A 13,782-nucleotide genomic window follows, 5' to 3' on the forward strand; every position below is an offset into this window, starting at 1 on the left:
TATGCTGATAAGCATGAGCATGACTGATCGCGAGCAGCAGATCGTCGCCCTGCTGCGCCAGGACCCGATGATCAGCTCGGCAGCCATCGCCGATCGGCTCGGCACCACCCGCGGCTCGGTGAACGTGCACCTGTCCAACTTGGGCAAGAAGGGCGTAGTCCTCGGTCGCGGCTACATCCTCGGCGAGAGCCCCGGCGTCGTCGTGATCGGTGGCGCCAACGTCGACGTGCTGGCCCGCAGCACCGCGCGTGCGCTGGCCGGCACCAGCAACCCCGGCCGGGCCTCGCTGACCCCGGGAGGCGTCGGCCGCAACGTCGCGGAGAACCTCGCCCGGCTGGGCACCCGGACCCAGCTGGTCACCGCGATCGGCCGTGACCCGATGGGCGACAACCTGCTCGCCCAGACCGCGGCCGCCGGGGTGCGCCTGGACCACGTGCACCGCACCGACCAGCCGACCGGCACCTACACCGCCGTCCTGGACACCGACGGCGAGCTCATCGTCGCGGTCTCGGACATGGGCGCGACCGCCGAGCTCGGCCCCGACTGCGTCAACGCCGCACGCGATCTGATCGCCAGCGCCGCGCTGCTGGTCCTTGACGGGAACCTCCCCCTGCCCACGCTGGCCCACGCGCTCGACCTCGCCACGGCGGCCGGGGTGCGCACGATCTTCGAGCCGGTGAGCGTCCCCAAGGCGCGACTCGCCGCGCCGTACCTCGACGTCGACCGCCCGCTGTACGCCGTCACCCCGAACCGCGACGAGCTCACCGCGTTGACCGAGCTGCCCACCCGGGGCGACCGCCAGCTGCGCGCGGCGGCCGACGACCTGCACCATCGCGGCGTGCAGCACGTCTGGGTCCGGCTCGGCGAGCGCGGGTCGATGCTCAGCACCGAAGGCGCCGAGCCGGTGTTCCTGCCGGCCCTGCCCGCCGCGCTCGAGGACGTCACCGGTGCCGGCGATGCGATGCTCGGCGCCTTCTGTCATGGGCTCCTGGATGGTCGCGACCCGGTCGACGCCGCGCGGTTCGGCCACGCCGCCGCCGCGCTCACCATCGCGAGCCCGCACACGGTCCGCGCGGACCTCACCCCACGTCTCGTCGAGTCGGCCCTCCAGGCCGGCCTCACCAACAGTCCATCCACCCGCAAGGCCAGGAGCACCGTCCGATGACACTCCCCCATCCGTCCCTCGTCCTGACCGCCGAGGTCGCCGACGCCCTGCGCGACCGCCGACCCGTGGTGGCGCTAGAGAGCACGATCATCAGCCACGGGATGCCGCACCCGCAGAACGTCGACATGGCGCGCGAGGTCGAGCAGATCATCCGCGAAGGCGGCGCGGTCCCGGCGACGATCGCGGTGCTCGACGGGCGACCGCATGTCGGCCTCTCCAGCAACGAGCTCGAGCTGCTCGGCACCGCACCGGACGTCACCAAGGCCAGCGTGCGCGACCTGCCCTACGTGATCGCCCGCGGCCTGCACGGGGCCACGACGGTCGCGGCGACGATGCGGCTCGCCTCCCTCGCCGGCATCCGTGTCTTCGTGACCGGCGGTCTCGGCGGCGTACACCGCGGCGCCCCGGAGAGCTTCGACATCAGCGCCGACCTGACCGAGCTCGGCCGAACCGACGTCGCCGTGGTGTCCGCCGGGGTCAAGAGCATCCTCGACATCGGTCTGACCCTGGAGCGGCTGGAGACCCTGAGCGTGCCGGTGCTGGCCTACGGCACCGACGAGTTCCCGGCCTTCTTCTCCCGAAGCAGCGGGCACGCCGCTCCGATGCGGGCCGACTCGCCCGCAGAGGTCGCGGCCGTGATGGCGGCCAAGTGGGACCTCGGTATCGACGGAGGCGTCGCCGTGGTCAATCCCATCCCCGAGGCCGACGAGATCCCCGCCGAGCAGATCGACGGGATCATCGCCGAGGCGCTGACCGACATGCAGGCCGCCGGCGTCCATGGCAATGAGGCCACGCCGTACCTGCTCGGCCGGATCGTCGAGATCACCGGAGGCACGAGCCTGGTCGCCAACATCGCGCTGGTGAAGCACAACGCGCGCCTGGGCACCCGGATCGCCACCGAGTACGCCGGTCTGGTCAGCTGACCGGCCCCGGAGCCAGCCAGGCCAACGCCGCGACGACGAGCGCCTCGGTGCCGGTGTCGAGGGTGGGCTGCAGGACCGGCCCGAACGCGGGCGAATGGTTCACCGGCACGTCCTGGGAGATCCGGCCGGCCTCCTCGGCGGCGCGGTAGACCTCGGGATCGACGCCGCCGATCCCCCAGTAGGTGTAGGGCACCCCGAGCGCCTCGGGCACGTCGCTGAAGTCCTCGCTCGCCGACTGGAGCGGCAGGTCCTGCGCACGGTGGCCGAAGTGAGTGTCGAACGCTGCGCGGACCAGCGCCGTGGCAGCGGCGTCGTTGTGGGTGGGCGGGAAGCGGTCGAACATCTCGAACTCCGGCTCCTGCGGGCTGCCGGAGGCCTGGCATTCGGCGGTGACGATCCGGCGGACCGCCGCGAGAATCGCCTCGCGGGTCTGCTCGCTGTAGCTGCGGATGTTGAGCTCGAGCACCGCGTGGTCGTCGATCACGTTGCTCTTGGCGCCACCGTGGATGCTGCCGACGGTGAGCACCGCCGGATCGGTGGGTGCGACCTCACGTGAGACGACGGTCTGCAGCCGGACCACGATCATCGACGCCAGCACGACCGGGTCGACCGCGGCCTGGGGCATCGAGCCGTGCGCGCCGCGGCCATGCACCGTGATCCGCATGCTGTCGGCGGCGGAGAGGACCGGCCCGGGCCGGGTGCCCACGACGCCGGAGGGCATCGGCAGCACGTGCTGGGCCAGCGCGACGTCGACATCTCCGACGAGCGCGGCCAGGCCGTCGTCCACCATCCGCCGTGCCCCGTCGCCGAGCTCCTCGGCTGGCTGGAACAGCACGACCAGCGTGCCCGCCCAGCTGTCCGTCGCCTCGGCGAGCAGGGCGGCGGCACCCACCAGGCAGGCCACATGCACGTCGTGCCCACAGGCGTGCATGACCGGGACCTCGTGGCCGTCCAGGTCGGTGGCCACCGTGGTGCTGGCGTAGGGCAGTCCGGTCTCCTCGCGCACGGGCAGCGCGTCCATGTCCGCGCGGAGCAGCACCGTCGGTCCGTCCCCGTTGCGGAGGAGCCCCACGACGCCGGTGCCGCCGATCCCCTCGCGGATGTCGAGACCGGCGGCACGCAGCCGCTCCGCCACCGCCGCGGCGGTCCGGTGCTCCTGGTGGGAGAGCTCGGGGTGCTGGTGCAGGTGCCGGTAGAGGTCCTCCTGCCACCCGCGGATGTCCGCGAGCCCGGTGAGCACGGCGCCGGCTGAAGTCCCGGTCATCAGATGTCCTCTCGAGAGGGTGGACGGGTCCGGCCGGCCCCCGCCGCGCCCGTTCGACGTCGACGGTAGCGAGCCCGGACCACGCTCGCGGGCGACCAGGCATCCGCGTCCGGCAGCACCCAACCGCGCCAGCGGGCGAGCAGGCAGAGCCCTGCGCCGACGACCAGGGCGCAGTACGACCCGGCTGTCTGGTGGTCGTGCTGGTGCAGGATCACCAGTACGCCGCTGGCCGCGATCGCACAGGTGGCGTAGAGGGTGTTCCCACCGAGCACACCGGGCACACGGCGCAGGACGACGTCACGCACCGCGCCACCGCCGACGGCCGTGATCGTGCCGAGCAGTACAGCGGGCAGCCAACCGAGCCCGACCTCGAGCGTCTTCTGGGCGCCGGCGGCCGCCCAGCAGCCGAGGGCGAGCGCGTCGACGATGGGCCAGGCTCGCTCCCAGAGCCTCCCCTCCACCCGGATCAGGAAGGCGAGCGCGGCGCCGGCGAAGGCGGTGAGGAGGTAGGCGTAGTCGGTCAGCGCGACCGGGGTGCCGTGCTGCAGCAGGGTGTCGCGGATCAGCCCGCCGCCGAGCCCGGAAAGCACGGCGAGGGTGGCGAAGCCGACAGGGTCGAGCTTCTCCTGACGGGCGATCACGCCGCCGAGCAACGCGTTGGCGAAGACGCCGGTGAGGTCGAGAGCACGGAACAGATCGGTCGTCGTTCCGGTGCTCACCATCATCGGCGGCCTACTTGACGAACGAGCAGTCGAGGACGCCGTGCTGTGTCGTACGCGTGACCGTGACCACGACGCCATTGACGGTGATCGAGCAGTCCGTGCCCGATCCGCCGTCGGCGGTCACGCGGTAGACGGTCTCACTGTGGTCGGTCGTCACGACCGTCGTCCGCCACGGCAGCCTCACCGACGGCTTGCGGGTCAGCTGTTGGGTCGCGGTGGCGGCGTACGCGACGTTCGCGGTCCCGTGGCCCGTGATCGCGTACACAACGGTGCTGGTCTTGTTGCCGGTCTGGCCCCCGCCGGGCCCCAGGTCACGGCAGCCGGCCACGCCGATCAGCACCATGGCGAGAACGGCGACGGGCAGCAGACGACGAGCCATGTCGACAGCGTAGGACTCAGTGCCCGACGACCTCGAAGGTGATCCCCGCCTTCTGCAGCCTGCCCAGCAGGTTGTCGCCCATCGCCACCGCGGTCGTCACCTGGCCGGCCGTCGGCGGATTGGCGTCGAATGCCAGGCACAGGGCCGATTCCGCCAGCATCTTGGCGGTCTCGGTGTAGCCCGGGTCGCCACCGGACACCCGGGTGCGCACCTGCTCCCCGTCTGCCTGACCGACGAAGTCGACGGTGAACCAGGACTTCGCGCGCCGTCGCTCCGACGGGCCCTGGCCGGGCTGGATCCGCTTGAGCAGTGCGTTGCGGACCGGCGGCACCTGCGCGGCCGCGGCCAGGGTCGCGGCGCCCGCCGCGCCGCCGACGGTGTAGCGCAGCGTCTTCAGGCCCGCGTAGTGGGAGTAGCGGAAGTCCGGGCCGTACGACGCCAGCGCGGCGCCCGACCGCGCGACGATGAACGGGTCGATCGTCGGCAGCGGCAGCAACCAGTAGCCCAACTGCCTGTCCCGGCCGGGCTTCCCGGCGACCGGCCGGGCCCGGCGCCCGTCCGGTCGGGGCTCTTGACGGCGACGGTCGGCCATGGCCTGGCGCATCTGCCCGGCCCGCGAGAACGCCGTCATCGCGGAGTGGAAGGTGCCGCCGGAGAAGGTCGCGTTGGAGCGCACGACGCCGCGCAGCGCGATCGGGCGGTCGTCGGGCAGCTGCTGCACCGTGAAGAAGGCCCCGAGGTCGTGCGGGATCGAGTCGAAGCCGCAGGCGTGCACCAGCCGTGCACCCGAGGCGACCGCGGTGTCGTGGTGCGCGAGGTACATCCGGTCGACGAACTCCGGCTCACCGGTCAGGTCGACGTAGTCGGTGCCCGCCTCGGCGCAGGCACGCACCAGCGGCTCGCCGTACAGCAGATAGGGCCCGACCGTGCTGATCACCACGCGCGTGGACTCCGCGAGGGCGCGCAGGGAGGTCGGGTCGCCCGCGTCGGCCTGCACCAGCGGAAGGTCGGCACAGGTCGGGTCGATGCGCGCGAGGCGCGCCCGGACCTCCTCCAGCTTGGGGATGCTTCGGCCGGCCAGCCCCCAGCGACAGCCGGCGGGCGCATGGACGGCGAGATACTCCGCCGTCAGGCCGCCGGTGAAGCCGGTTGCGCCGAGCAGGACGATGTCGAGATCGCGGTCCACCATGCCCCCATCCTCACCGTCGATCGGCTGCGGGCCAACCCCGTCTCATCGCCGGCGTCATGGCCCGTCTGATCGCCCGTCTCGTCGCAGGGGCTCCGAGCCACGGTCGCCCGACGTACGCTGGCACGCATGTGCCGCAACATCCGCACCCTGCACAACTTCGACCCTCCGGCTACCGATGAGGAGGTGCATGCCGCGGCGGTGCAGTACGTTCGCAAGGTCAGCGGCTCCACCCGGCCCTCGCAGGCCAACCAGGCCGCGTTCGACCGCGCCGTCGATGAGGTGGCCGCGGCGACCCGGACGCTGCTCGACAGCCTGCACACCGCCGCACCCCCGAAGAACCGCGAGGAGGAGGCCGCCAAGGCACGAGCCCGCGCGGCGGTGCGGTACGGCACATGAGCGTGCCTTCCGCCGACGCCGGGCTGGCAGAGGCCCTGGACCTGCTTGCCTCGCGCCGGTACGTCGTCCTCACCGGCGCGGGCATCTCCACCGACTCAGGCATCCCCGACTACCGCGGACCCCGACCGGTCGGCGCCGCGCCGGTGCGGATGCCGATGACCTACCAGGAGTTCGTCGCATCGCCGGAGAACCGGCAGCGCTACTGGGCACGCGCCCACCTGGGCTGGTCGCGGATGGGATCCGCTCGGCCCAACGCCGGGCACCACGCCCTCGCCACGCTCGATCCGGATCTGGTGGTCACCCAGAACGTCGACGGACTGCACGAGCGGGCCGGCCAGCGGTCGCTGGTGGCGCTGCACGGACGGATCAGCGACGTCGTCTGCCTGGACTGCCGCCAGGTCACTTCCCGGGTCGCGGTGCAAGAAGCGATGACCGAGGCCAACCCCGGCTGGATCGAGCGGCACCGCGGGGTGGCCGCCCGTCCCGACGGTGACGTGCTCCTCGAGCAAACCGCCGGCTTCGTCGTGCCTTCGTGCACACAGTGCGGCGGCCCGCTCAAGCCCGACGTGGTCTTCTTCGGGGAGAACGTGCCCAAGCAGCGGGTGCTTCGCTGTCAACAGGCGGTCGAGTCCGCCGAGGCGCTCCTCGTGGTCGGGTCCAGCCTGACGGTGATGTCGGGCTTCCGGTTCGTCCGGCAGGCGCACCGCGCCGGCCGACCCGTCGTGATCGTCAACCGGGGTCAGACCCGTGGTGACGCGCTCGCCACGGTCAAGCTCGAGCTCGGCTGCTCGGAGTTCCTCGAGGCGCTGCGTCCTGCTCGAGCATCGGTCACGGCAGCCGGATAGGTCAGGGCAGCGACCGGAGCCGGATCGTCGGCGGCAGCCCAGCGAGCTGCTTGAGGGTCTCGTCACCGAGCGGCGCCTCGAGGTCGATCACGGCGTAGCCCTGCTCACCGCGCGTGGCCAGCTGCTGGCTCAGCATGTTCGCGCCGGCTTCGCCGATGATCGTGACGATCTCGGCCAGAACGCCGGGGATGTTCTGGTGCAGGTGGGTGATCCGGTGCGCGCCGTCGGCGGGCGCCTGCACCTCGGGCAGGTTCACCGAGTTCGCGGTGCTCCCGGCGCGGACGTAGCTGACCAGCTTGCCGGCGACGAAGCCGCCGATCTCCTCCTGGGCCTCCTGGGTCGACCCGCCCACGTGCGGGGTGAGGATGACGTTGTCCAGGCCACGCAGCGCCGACTCGAAGGGGTCGCCCTGCTTCTTCGGCTCGACCGGGAAGACGTCCAACGCGGCGCCGGCGATGTGCCCGGACAGGATTCGCTCGCGCAGCGCGACGTCGTCGACCACCATCCCGCGCGAGGCGTTGATGAACAGCGACCGCGGCTTCATCGCGTCGAGCTGGGCGGCACCGAAGAGGCCGGCGTTGCCGGGTCGGCCGTCGACGTGCAGGCTCACGACGTCCGCCTCGGCCAGGAGCGCCTCCAGAGTCGCCATCCGGCGCGCGTTGCCGTGGGCGAGCCGGTCGGCGGTGTCGAAGTAGATCACCCGGAAGCCCAGCGCCTCGGCGACCACGGACAGCTGGGCGCCGATGTTGCCGTAGCCGACGATCCCCAGCACTCGGCCACGGACCTCGTGGGAGCCGGCGGCGGACTTGTCCCAGACTCCGGCGTGCATCTTCTGCGTCTTCTCGGTCAGCCGCCGCGCCAACGCGATGATCTCGGCGATCACCAGCTCGACGACGCTGCGCGTGTTCGAGTACGGCGCATTGAAGGCCGCGACGCCCTTGGCGGCGGTGGCAGGCAGGTCGATCTGGTTGGTGCCGATGCAGAAGGCGCCGACGGCGAGCAGATCGGAGTTCTCCACGACCTTCGCGGTCAGGTTGGTGCCGGACCGGATGCCGAGCAGCTGCACGCCCTGCAGCGCCTCGATCAGATCGTCCTCGCCCAACGCTCCGGACCGGGTCGCGACCTCGATGCCGGCGGCCGCGAAGACCTCGTGTGCGCGCGGGTGGATGTTCTCCAGGAGCAGTGCCTTCACGTCACGATGGTAGATGCCACCGCTACGCCCTCTCCCGACGTCCCAGCACTCGGGCTCAGGCTGCGGGCTCATGCTGCGGGCTCATGCTGCAGCATTCGTCGATTCTCGGCCAGGAGCCGGCGAGCTGGTCACGCGTCTGCCCACCCTGGTGGCGGCCGCATCCCACAGCCCTGGGTCCGCGTGGTGGCGGCGAGCCGCCTCACGGGTGTCCGGTCTCCGACAGCGGCGCGTGCATCGCCTGCGACAGCGGGCGGGTGTGACAGCGCTTCTCGCCGAAGTGCCCGGGGCTGTACGGCGCGCCCCTTGCCCGCACCCGGGTTTGCACTGCGTAGTCGTTGAACTGTCGGTAGAGCGTGCCGTTCTGTCGATAGGTGACCCACTCGCCCTTGATCTGCCACTTTCCCGGTCGCGCCATGTGGATGAACATGGCCAGCGCAGCACCCTTCCCGGGGCCTACCGTCTCACCGCGTACCGGCCGCAGTCGGAAGTACGTACAGGTCCCGGCTTCGCGGAACGACGGCGGCCATCGAAGAAACAGCCCGCCGACCATCTCCCCACCCGGCCCATCCATGGCGGTCTTCGCAGGGACGAAGACCGCGGTGCGGTAGACCTCGGCGGAACGCCTGCCGTAGGCGAACACTGGCTCGACGCTCACCAGGGTCAGCGACTCGTCCGACTTGTTGATGAGACTGCCCTGGGCGTCGATGTAGCGCTGGCCGAGAAGCCAGCCCTTGCCCAGACCCATCGACAGGTCGACCGGCCCGAGTGCATCGCCGGACTCAGGAGCCGCACTCCCGCAGCCCACACAGACGAGGGCCACCAGGGCAACCAGCGCAGGCCAGAGACTTCGGGGTGTCATCGTGAGCATCCGAAGCTGTAGGCGTAGACATTGCCGGACGCGTAGGGCCAGTCATCGCCATAGGCACCGAGGTAGTTGCGTCTGCAGTTGTAGTGCACGTGCCAATGGATCCTCGTGTCCCCCGAATATCCCGCGCGTGCATCGACTCCGAACCCGTGCAAGGTGAACGCCGTACCGAACCTGTGATTGTGGTGCGTGTCCTTGGTCCGGCCCTGGCCGCGACCAATCAGACTGTGGTGAAGGTCCTTCAACCGTGGGCGGGCCGCCTGTTCCCTTCTCGCTCGCAGGCCGCCGGTCCAGTGGTAGATCCGATCACGGCGGCCGATGGTGTAGTCCCAGCAGTAGCCCCGGTCGCAGATGTGCTCGGTGATCGCATAACGGTTGACCCGGTACTCCGCCTCGACGACATGGCGCCAGGGGCCATGATGAGTCGCGGTCGACGCGGAAGCGCTGCGGCTCCGCGCCTCGCTCGCCATCCCGCCCAGCTTCCACGGCCCGGAGCCGTACTCGTACGAGACTTGGGCATAGGTGTCCCTCCCCTTGCTCATCCGGAAATAGCCGGACATCCCCTTGCTGATGTAGAGCCCCGCGACCTTGACCCACCGGGTCGCCACCTGACGTGCTGCGGCGTGCGCCGAGATGCCCCGGGCCTCGGCCCGGCGTGCGGCCAGCCGGGTCTGGTCGACGATCCGATAGCTCTCGGTCATCGTGCTGCGCGCAGCGGTGCGCCGGACGATCTGGCCGCGAGGGACGTGGTAGGCCGCGGTGATCGCGACCCGTGAGGCCTTGTTGATCGGCGCCGCCAGGTGGTTGTAGCCGGCCAGGCGGCTGCCGAAGGAGACCACGTCGACATCCAGATCAACGACGTGGTCGGCATTGGTCTGCGCCTCCCTCTTGACCGTCGCGAGGCCGGCGAGGTCGAAGCCGAACCTGCCCCGGGCATCGGTGACGCCCTTGGCGACAAGCGCGGGGTGCGATCTGATTGGCGCGTTCGCGGGATCGAGATGGACCCTGACCTGGGCACCGGCCAACGGCGTGCCGCTCGGACGCACCACTGACACCCGCACCTGGTGATCCGGTGCGCCGCGGGCGTCCGACGACGCCGCTCCCGCCTGGACACCCATGAGCGCCAGAACCGCGGCCAGCACTGCGACCCCACACCTTCTCCGGACCATCGTCCGCCCCCTCTGCCGTGGCGGGGCGGCCCGATCCGCCCCGTGCGCCAGCAAGCATGCCGCGTCGGGCGGGCGGCGGGGCGGTCGTCCACAGGCACAGATTCGTGCAGTGCAGCAACCTGCGGGTGAGCTCAGACCCGGCGTACGAAGATGTGATCGGCCGCCTCTGCCAGGATCTCTGTCGTCTCCCCGGAGCTGCCCACGATGATCCCCTCTGGGCCCGCCGCCACGGTGACGACCTCGCCGGGACGGGCACCCGCGCGGCGCAGCGCCGCCATCAGGTCCTCGTCCTTCTGCATCTCCTCGCTGATCCGACGCACCCGGACCCGGGAGGGCTCTGCGAGGGCGAGCCCGCTGAGCGGCTCGACGCCCTCCATGAAGTTCTCGCCGTCGTCGTTCTCGCCGAGCTCAGACAGGCCCGGGATCGGGTTGCCGTACGGCGACTCCGTCGGATGACCGAGCAGGTCCAGGAGCCGACGCTCGACCTGCTCGCTCATCACGTGCTCCCAGCGGCAGGCCTCCTCGTGCACCTGTTCCCAGTCCATCCCGATCACGTCGACCAGCAACCGCTCGGCCAGGCGATGCTTGCGCATCACCCGGGTGGCCGCGGCCATGCCGCTGTCGGTGAGCTGCAGGTGCCGGTCGCCCTCGACGGTGAGCAGGCCGTCGCGCTCCATCCGGGCGACCGTCTGGCTGACCGTCGGACCACTCTGGTGCAGGCGCTCGGCGATGCGGGCCCGCAACGGCACGATGCCCTCCTCGACCAGCTCGTAGATGGTCCGGAGGTACATCTCAGTGGTGTCGATCAGGTCGCTCACCCGGCCATTCTTGCCCATCGACCCCACGACGATGCAGGGTGTGCGGAGTGACGACGCTCCAGATCAGCCGCCGCTTCTGCGGGCCGCCCCGCTCCGCCAACGGCGGCTACACCGCGGGATCCCTTGCCGAGGCGCTCGGCACGGACACCACCGAGGTCACCTTGCGGATGCCTCCACCGCTCGAGAGCACGATGGACGTCGAGGTCGACGGTGCCCGGGCGTCCCTCACGCACGGCCGCGCCCCGGTGGCGACCGCCACCGCGAGCGAGGTGGTCATCGATCCCGTCGAGCCGGTGTCGTACGACGACGCCGCGGCGTTCTCGGCGGCGTACCCCGGACACAGCTTCCACCCGTTCCCGACGTGCTTCGCCTGCGGGGTCGACCGTGACGACGGGCTGCGGATCTTCCCGGGTCCGGTCTCCGAGGACGAGAGGCCACGGGCCCGCGTCGCCGCCCCCTGGTGCCCGGCCGACGACGTCGACCTGGCGACGACGTGGGCGGCGCTGGACTGCGTCGGCGGGTGGGCCGGTGACCTGACCGAGCGCCTGATGGTGCTGGGCCGGATGACCGCCACCGTCGACGTCCTGCCCCGGCCCGGCGAGCCGCACGTGGTGATGGGCCGGGCGCTCGGCTCGAAGGGACGCAAGACGATGACCAGCGCGACGCTCTACGACGGCGACGGCCGGATCGTGGGCCGCGCCGCCCATGTGTGGATCGCGGTCGACCCAGCGGCCTTCCACGGGCAGACGCCTCGATGACGACGCCCGCGCCGTGGTGGCGCGACGCCGTCGTCTACGAGGTCTACGTCCGCAGCTTCGCCTCGACCGGGGACACCGGGATGGGTGACCTGCGCGGCGTCGCCGAACGACTGCCCTACCTGGTCGACCTGGGCGTGGACGCGGTCTGGCTGACGCCGTTCTACCCGTCGCCGCAGCACGACAACGGGTACGACGTGGCCGACTACCGCGACGTCGACTCCCGCTTCGGGAGCCTCGCGGACTTCGACACGCTGCTCGCGCGGGCGCACGGGCTCGGCCTGCGCGTGCTCGTCGACCTGGTGCCCAACCACACCTCGTCGGATCATCCGTGGTTCCGCGAGGCGCTGGCGGCCGGACCCGGCTCACCGGAACGGGCTCGTTACCTCTTCCGCGACAAGCCCAACAACTGGCTGTCGGTCTTCGGCGGGTCCGCCTGGCAGCGCACCGACGACGGGCAGTACTACCTGCACCTGTTCGACCGGTCACAGCCCGACTTGGACTGGACCGACGATGACGTGCACACCCTGTTCGACGAGGTCCTGCGATTCTGGCTGGACCGAGGAGTGGACGGCTTCCGTGTCGACGTCGCCCACGGCCTGCGCAAGGCCGCCGGCCTCCCTGACGCCGCGGATCCGGTTGCGGCACAGTCCGGCCTGGTCACCGGGCCCATGTGGGACCAGCCCGAGGTGCACGACATCTACCGCCGCTGGCACCGCATCCTCGGCGAGTACGACGGGGACCGGATGGCGGTGGCGGAGGCCTGGGCTGCGACGCCGGCACGGACGATGGCCTACTGCCGCCACGACGAGCTGTCGCAGTCGTTCAACTTCCACTGGCTCGAGGCGCCCTGGTCGGTCGCGGCCTTCCGTGAGGTGGTCCGCGAGACCCTGGTGGAGGTCGCGCGGGTCGATGCCTCGCCGACCTGGGTGCTGTCCAACCACGACGTCGTCCGCCATGTCACGCGGTACGGCGGCGGGGCGCGTGGCCTGGCCCGCGGGTCGGCCGCCACCCTGACCATGCTCGCGCTGCCCGGGTCGGCGTACCTCTACCAAGGCGAGGAGCTGGGCCTGGAGCAGGTCGACGTACCACCGGCGGACCGGCAGGACCCGGAGTTCCACAACGGCCGCGGGCCGGGTCGTGACGGCTGTCGGGTTCCGCTGCCCTGGTCGGGCCACGAGAGCCCGTTCGGCAATGGCACGGGTCGGCCGTGGCTGCCCCAGCCGCCCGAGTGGGCCACGCTCACGGTGGAGGCGCAGCGCAACGACCCGAGTTCGACATGGTCGTTCTACCGGCGAGCGCTGGCCGCACGCCGAGGGCTGCCGCAGGCGACGGAGGTCACGCTGGTCGACCTCGGCCCGGACGTCTTCGCGTTCCGTCGTGGGCAGGTGCTCGTCGTTCTCAACGGCGGCGACGACCCTCTGCCGATCCCTGCAGGCGAGGTGTTGATCTCCTCGGCACCGATCGAGAACGACACGCTCCCGGCGAATGCAGGCGTGTGGCTGGCGGCCCCCGCCTCCTGACCCCTCAGTCCATCGCGGCGTTGTAGCGCCCGAGCTGGACGGCCAGCTCGCGGATCTCGGCATCGGACCAGTCGGAGAGCCGCTCCTCGTACCAGCGCCGGCGCAGCCGGTCCACCTCACGGAGCCGTTCGACGGCGGCGCCGGTGGCGGTGAGGATCTGCGCCCGGCCGTCCTCGGGGTCGGGGGCCCGCTCGACGAAGCCGAACTGCTCGAGCAGCGCGACCTGGCGGCTGACCGCGCCCTTGTCGATGGCGAACACCTCGGCCAGCGCAGACGAGCGCTGCGGGCCGTTCTCGTGCAGTGACCGCAGGATGGAGTATGCCGCACTCGGTAGCTGCGGATCCACCATCCGCGCCCGGGTAGACGTCGCCCGCCGGATCCGGCGCATGATGGCGCTGAGCTCGTGCTCGAGAGCGGTGGTGGCCTCTGCGCGGTCGCGGGGCTTGGCGTTCATGTCGCCATCGTAGGGGAGGCCATGATCGCGCAGACGACCCGCAGGCGTGGCCTGGTGGCCGTCGCCGGGGGACGTGATCCCGGCGCACCTGCGGGTCGGGTGTCTGCCTGGTAGTCGCCGCGA

General features: G+C 71.3%; 15 protein-coding genes. 6 read left to right on the plus strand and 9 right to left on the minus strand.

Going from position 1 to position 13,782, the window contains the following annotated elements:
- Positions 1–13: 13 nt before the first annotated feature.
- On the plus strand, positions 14–1,165 hold the full coding sequence (locus tag Q9R13_RS08975) for a carbohydrate kinase (protein ID WP_310964759.1): 1,152 nt from the start codon (positions 14–16) through the stop codon (positions 1,163–1,165).
- Positions 1,162–2,088 (plus strand): pseudouridine-5'-phosphate glycosidase, encoded by a 927-nt coding sequence (locus Q9R13_RS08980; protein WP_310964760.1) that lies wholly within the window; start codon positions 1,162–1,164, stop codon positions 2,086–2,088. The genes Q9R13_RS08975 and Q9R13_RS08980 overlap by 4 nt, the downstream gene beginning before the upstream one ends.
- On the opposite strand, the gene Q9R13_RS08985 is transcribed toward Q9R13_RS08980, so the two are convergent.
- Genes Q9R13_RS08985 through Q9R13_RS09000 form a run of 4 tightly spaced genes read right to left on the minus strand, consistent with a single transcriptional unit; the run spans position 2,081 to position 5,642 of the window.
- The gene (locus tag Q9R13_RS08985; protein WP_310964761.1) at positions 2,081–3,352 is read right to left on the minus strand and encodes an amidohydrolase; all 1,272 of its coding nucleotides are present in this window, start codon (positions 3,350–3,352) and stop codon (positions 2,081–2,083) included. The two genes, Q9R13_RS08980 and Q9R13_RS08985, sit on opposite strands and share 8 nt — an antisense overlap.
- The gene (locus Q9R13_RS08990) at positions 3,352–4,077 is read right to left on the minus strand and encodes a trimeric intracellular cation channel family protein (protein ID WP_310964762.1); all 726 of its coding nucleotides are present in this window, start codon (positions 4,075–4,077) and stop codon (positions 3,352–3,354) included. Before Q9R13_RS08990 ends, Q9R13_RS08985 begins: the two co-directional genes overlap by 1 nt.
- Positions 4,078–4,084: 7 nt before the next feature.
- Positions 4,085–4,453, minus strand: a complete 369-nt coding sequence (locus Q9R13_RS08995; protein ID WP_310964763.1) for an MmpS family transport accessory protein — start codon at positions 4,451–4,453, stop codon at positions 4,085–4,087.
- Positions 4,454–4,469: 16 nt separating this feature from the next.
- The gene (locus tag Q9R13_RS09000; protein WP_310964764.1) at positions 4,470–5,642 is read right to left on the minus strand and encodes a saccharopine dehydrogenase family protein; all 1,173 of its coding nucleotides are present in this window, start codon (positions 5,640–5,642) and stop codon (positions 4,470–4,472) included.
- Between the two features lie 126 nt (positions 5,643–5,768).
- On the opposite strand from Q9R13_RS09000, the gene Q9R13_RS09005 reads away from it, so the two are divergent.
- Together Q9R13_RS09005 and Q9R13_RS09010 are read left to right on the plus strand one after the other, a co-directional pair.
- Positions 5,769–6,038 carry a DUF2277 domain-containing protein gene (locus Q9R13_RS09005; RefSeq protein ID WP_310964765.1) on the plus strand — a complete coding sequence of 90 codons (270 nt, stop codon included), beginning with the start codon at positions 5,769–5,771 and terminating at the stop codon, positions 6,036–6,038.
- Positions 6,035–6,883, plus strand: a complete 849-nt coding sequence (locus tag Q9R13_RS09010) for an NAD-dependent protein deacetylase (protein WP_310964766.1) — start codon at positions 6,035–6,037, stop codon at positions 6,881–6,883. Before Q9R13_RS09005 ends, Q9R13_RS09010 begins: the two co-directional genes overlap by 4 nt.
- 1 nt (position 6,884) lies before the next feature.
- On the opposite strand, the gene serA is transcribed toward Q9R13_RS09010, so the two are convergent.
- The 4 genes from serA to Q9R13_RS09030 all read right to left on the minus strand — a co-directional run bounded on the left by serA (position 6,885) and on the right by Q9R13_RS09030 (position 10,927).
- Positions 6,885–8,075, minus strand: a complete 1,191-nt coding sequence (gene serA, locus Q9R13_RS09015) for a phosphoglycerate dehydrogenase (protein WP_310964767.1) — start codon at positions 8,073–8,075, stop codon at positions 6,885–6,887.
- A 199-nt stretch (positions 8,076–8,274) separates the two neighbouring features.
- Positions 8,275–8,934, minus strand: coding sequence for a hypothetical protein (locus tag Q9R13_RS09020; RefSeq protein WP_310964768.1), 660 nt, complete (start codon positions 8,932–8,934; stop codon positions 8,275–8,277).
- The gene (locus Q9R13_RS09025; protein WP_310964769.1) at positions 8,931–10,109 is read right to left on the minus strand and encodes a hypothetical protein; all 1,179 of its coding nucleotides are present in this window, start codon (positions 10,107–10,109) and stop codon (positions 8,931–8,933) included. The genes Q9R13_RS09020 and Q9R13_RS09025 overlap by 4 nt, the downstream gene beginning before the upstream one ends.
- A gap of 131 nt (positions 10,110–10,240) precedes the next feature.
- Positions 10,241–10,927 carry a metal-dependent transcriptional regulator gene (locus Q9R13_RS09030; protein ID WP_310964770.1) on the minus strand — a complete coding sequence of 229 codons (687 nt, stop codon included), beginning with the start codon at positions 10,925–10,927 and terminating at the stop codon, positions 10,241–10,243.
- 47 nt (positions 10,928–10,974) lie between these two features.
- Here Q9R13_RS09030 and Q9R13_RS09035 point away from each other — a divergent pair, with 47 nt between their 5' ends.
- Together Q9R13_RS09035 and Q9R13_RS09040 are read left to right on the plus strand one after the other, a co-directional pair.
- Complete coding sequence (locus Q9R13_RS09035) at positions 10,975–11,685, plus strand: hypothetical protein (protein ID WP_310964771.1); 711 nt, start codon at positions 10,975–10,977, stop codon at positions 11,683–11,685.
- A complete protein-coding gene (locus Q9R13_RS09040) occupies positions 11,682–13,205 on the plus strand; it encodes a glycoside hydrolase family 13 protein (RefSeq protein ID WP_310964772.1) in 1,524 nt (507 codons plus the stop codon). Before Q9R13_RS09035 ends, Q9R13_RS09040 begins: the two co-directional genes overlap by 4 nt.
- Before the next feature lie 4 nt (positions 13,206–13,209).
- Here the strand turns inward: Q9R13_RS09040 and Q9R13_RS09045 are convergent, their stop codons facing one another.
- Positions 13,210–13,659: a MarR family winged helix-turn-helix transcriptional regulator gene (locus Q9R13_RS09045; protein ID WP_310964773.1), complete on the minus strand. Its 450-nt coding sequence runs from the start codon at positions 13,657–13,659 to the stop codon at positions 13,210–13,212.
- Between the last annotated feature and the right edge of the window lie 123 nt (positions 13,660–13,782).

Origin of the sequence: Nocardioides marmorisolisilvae (assembly GCF_031656915.1) — a bacterium.
GTDB lineage: Bacteria > Actinomycetota > Actinomycetes > Propionibacteriales > Nocardioidaceae > Marmoricola > Marmoricola terrisoli.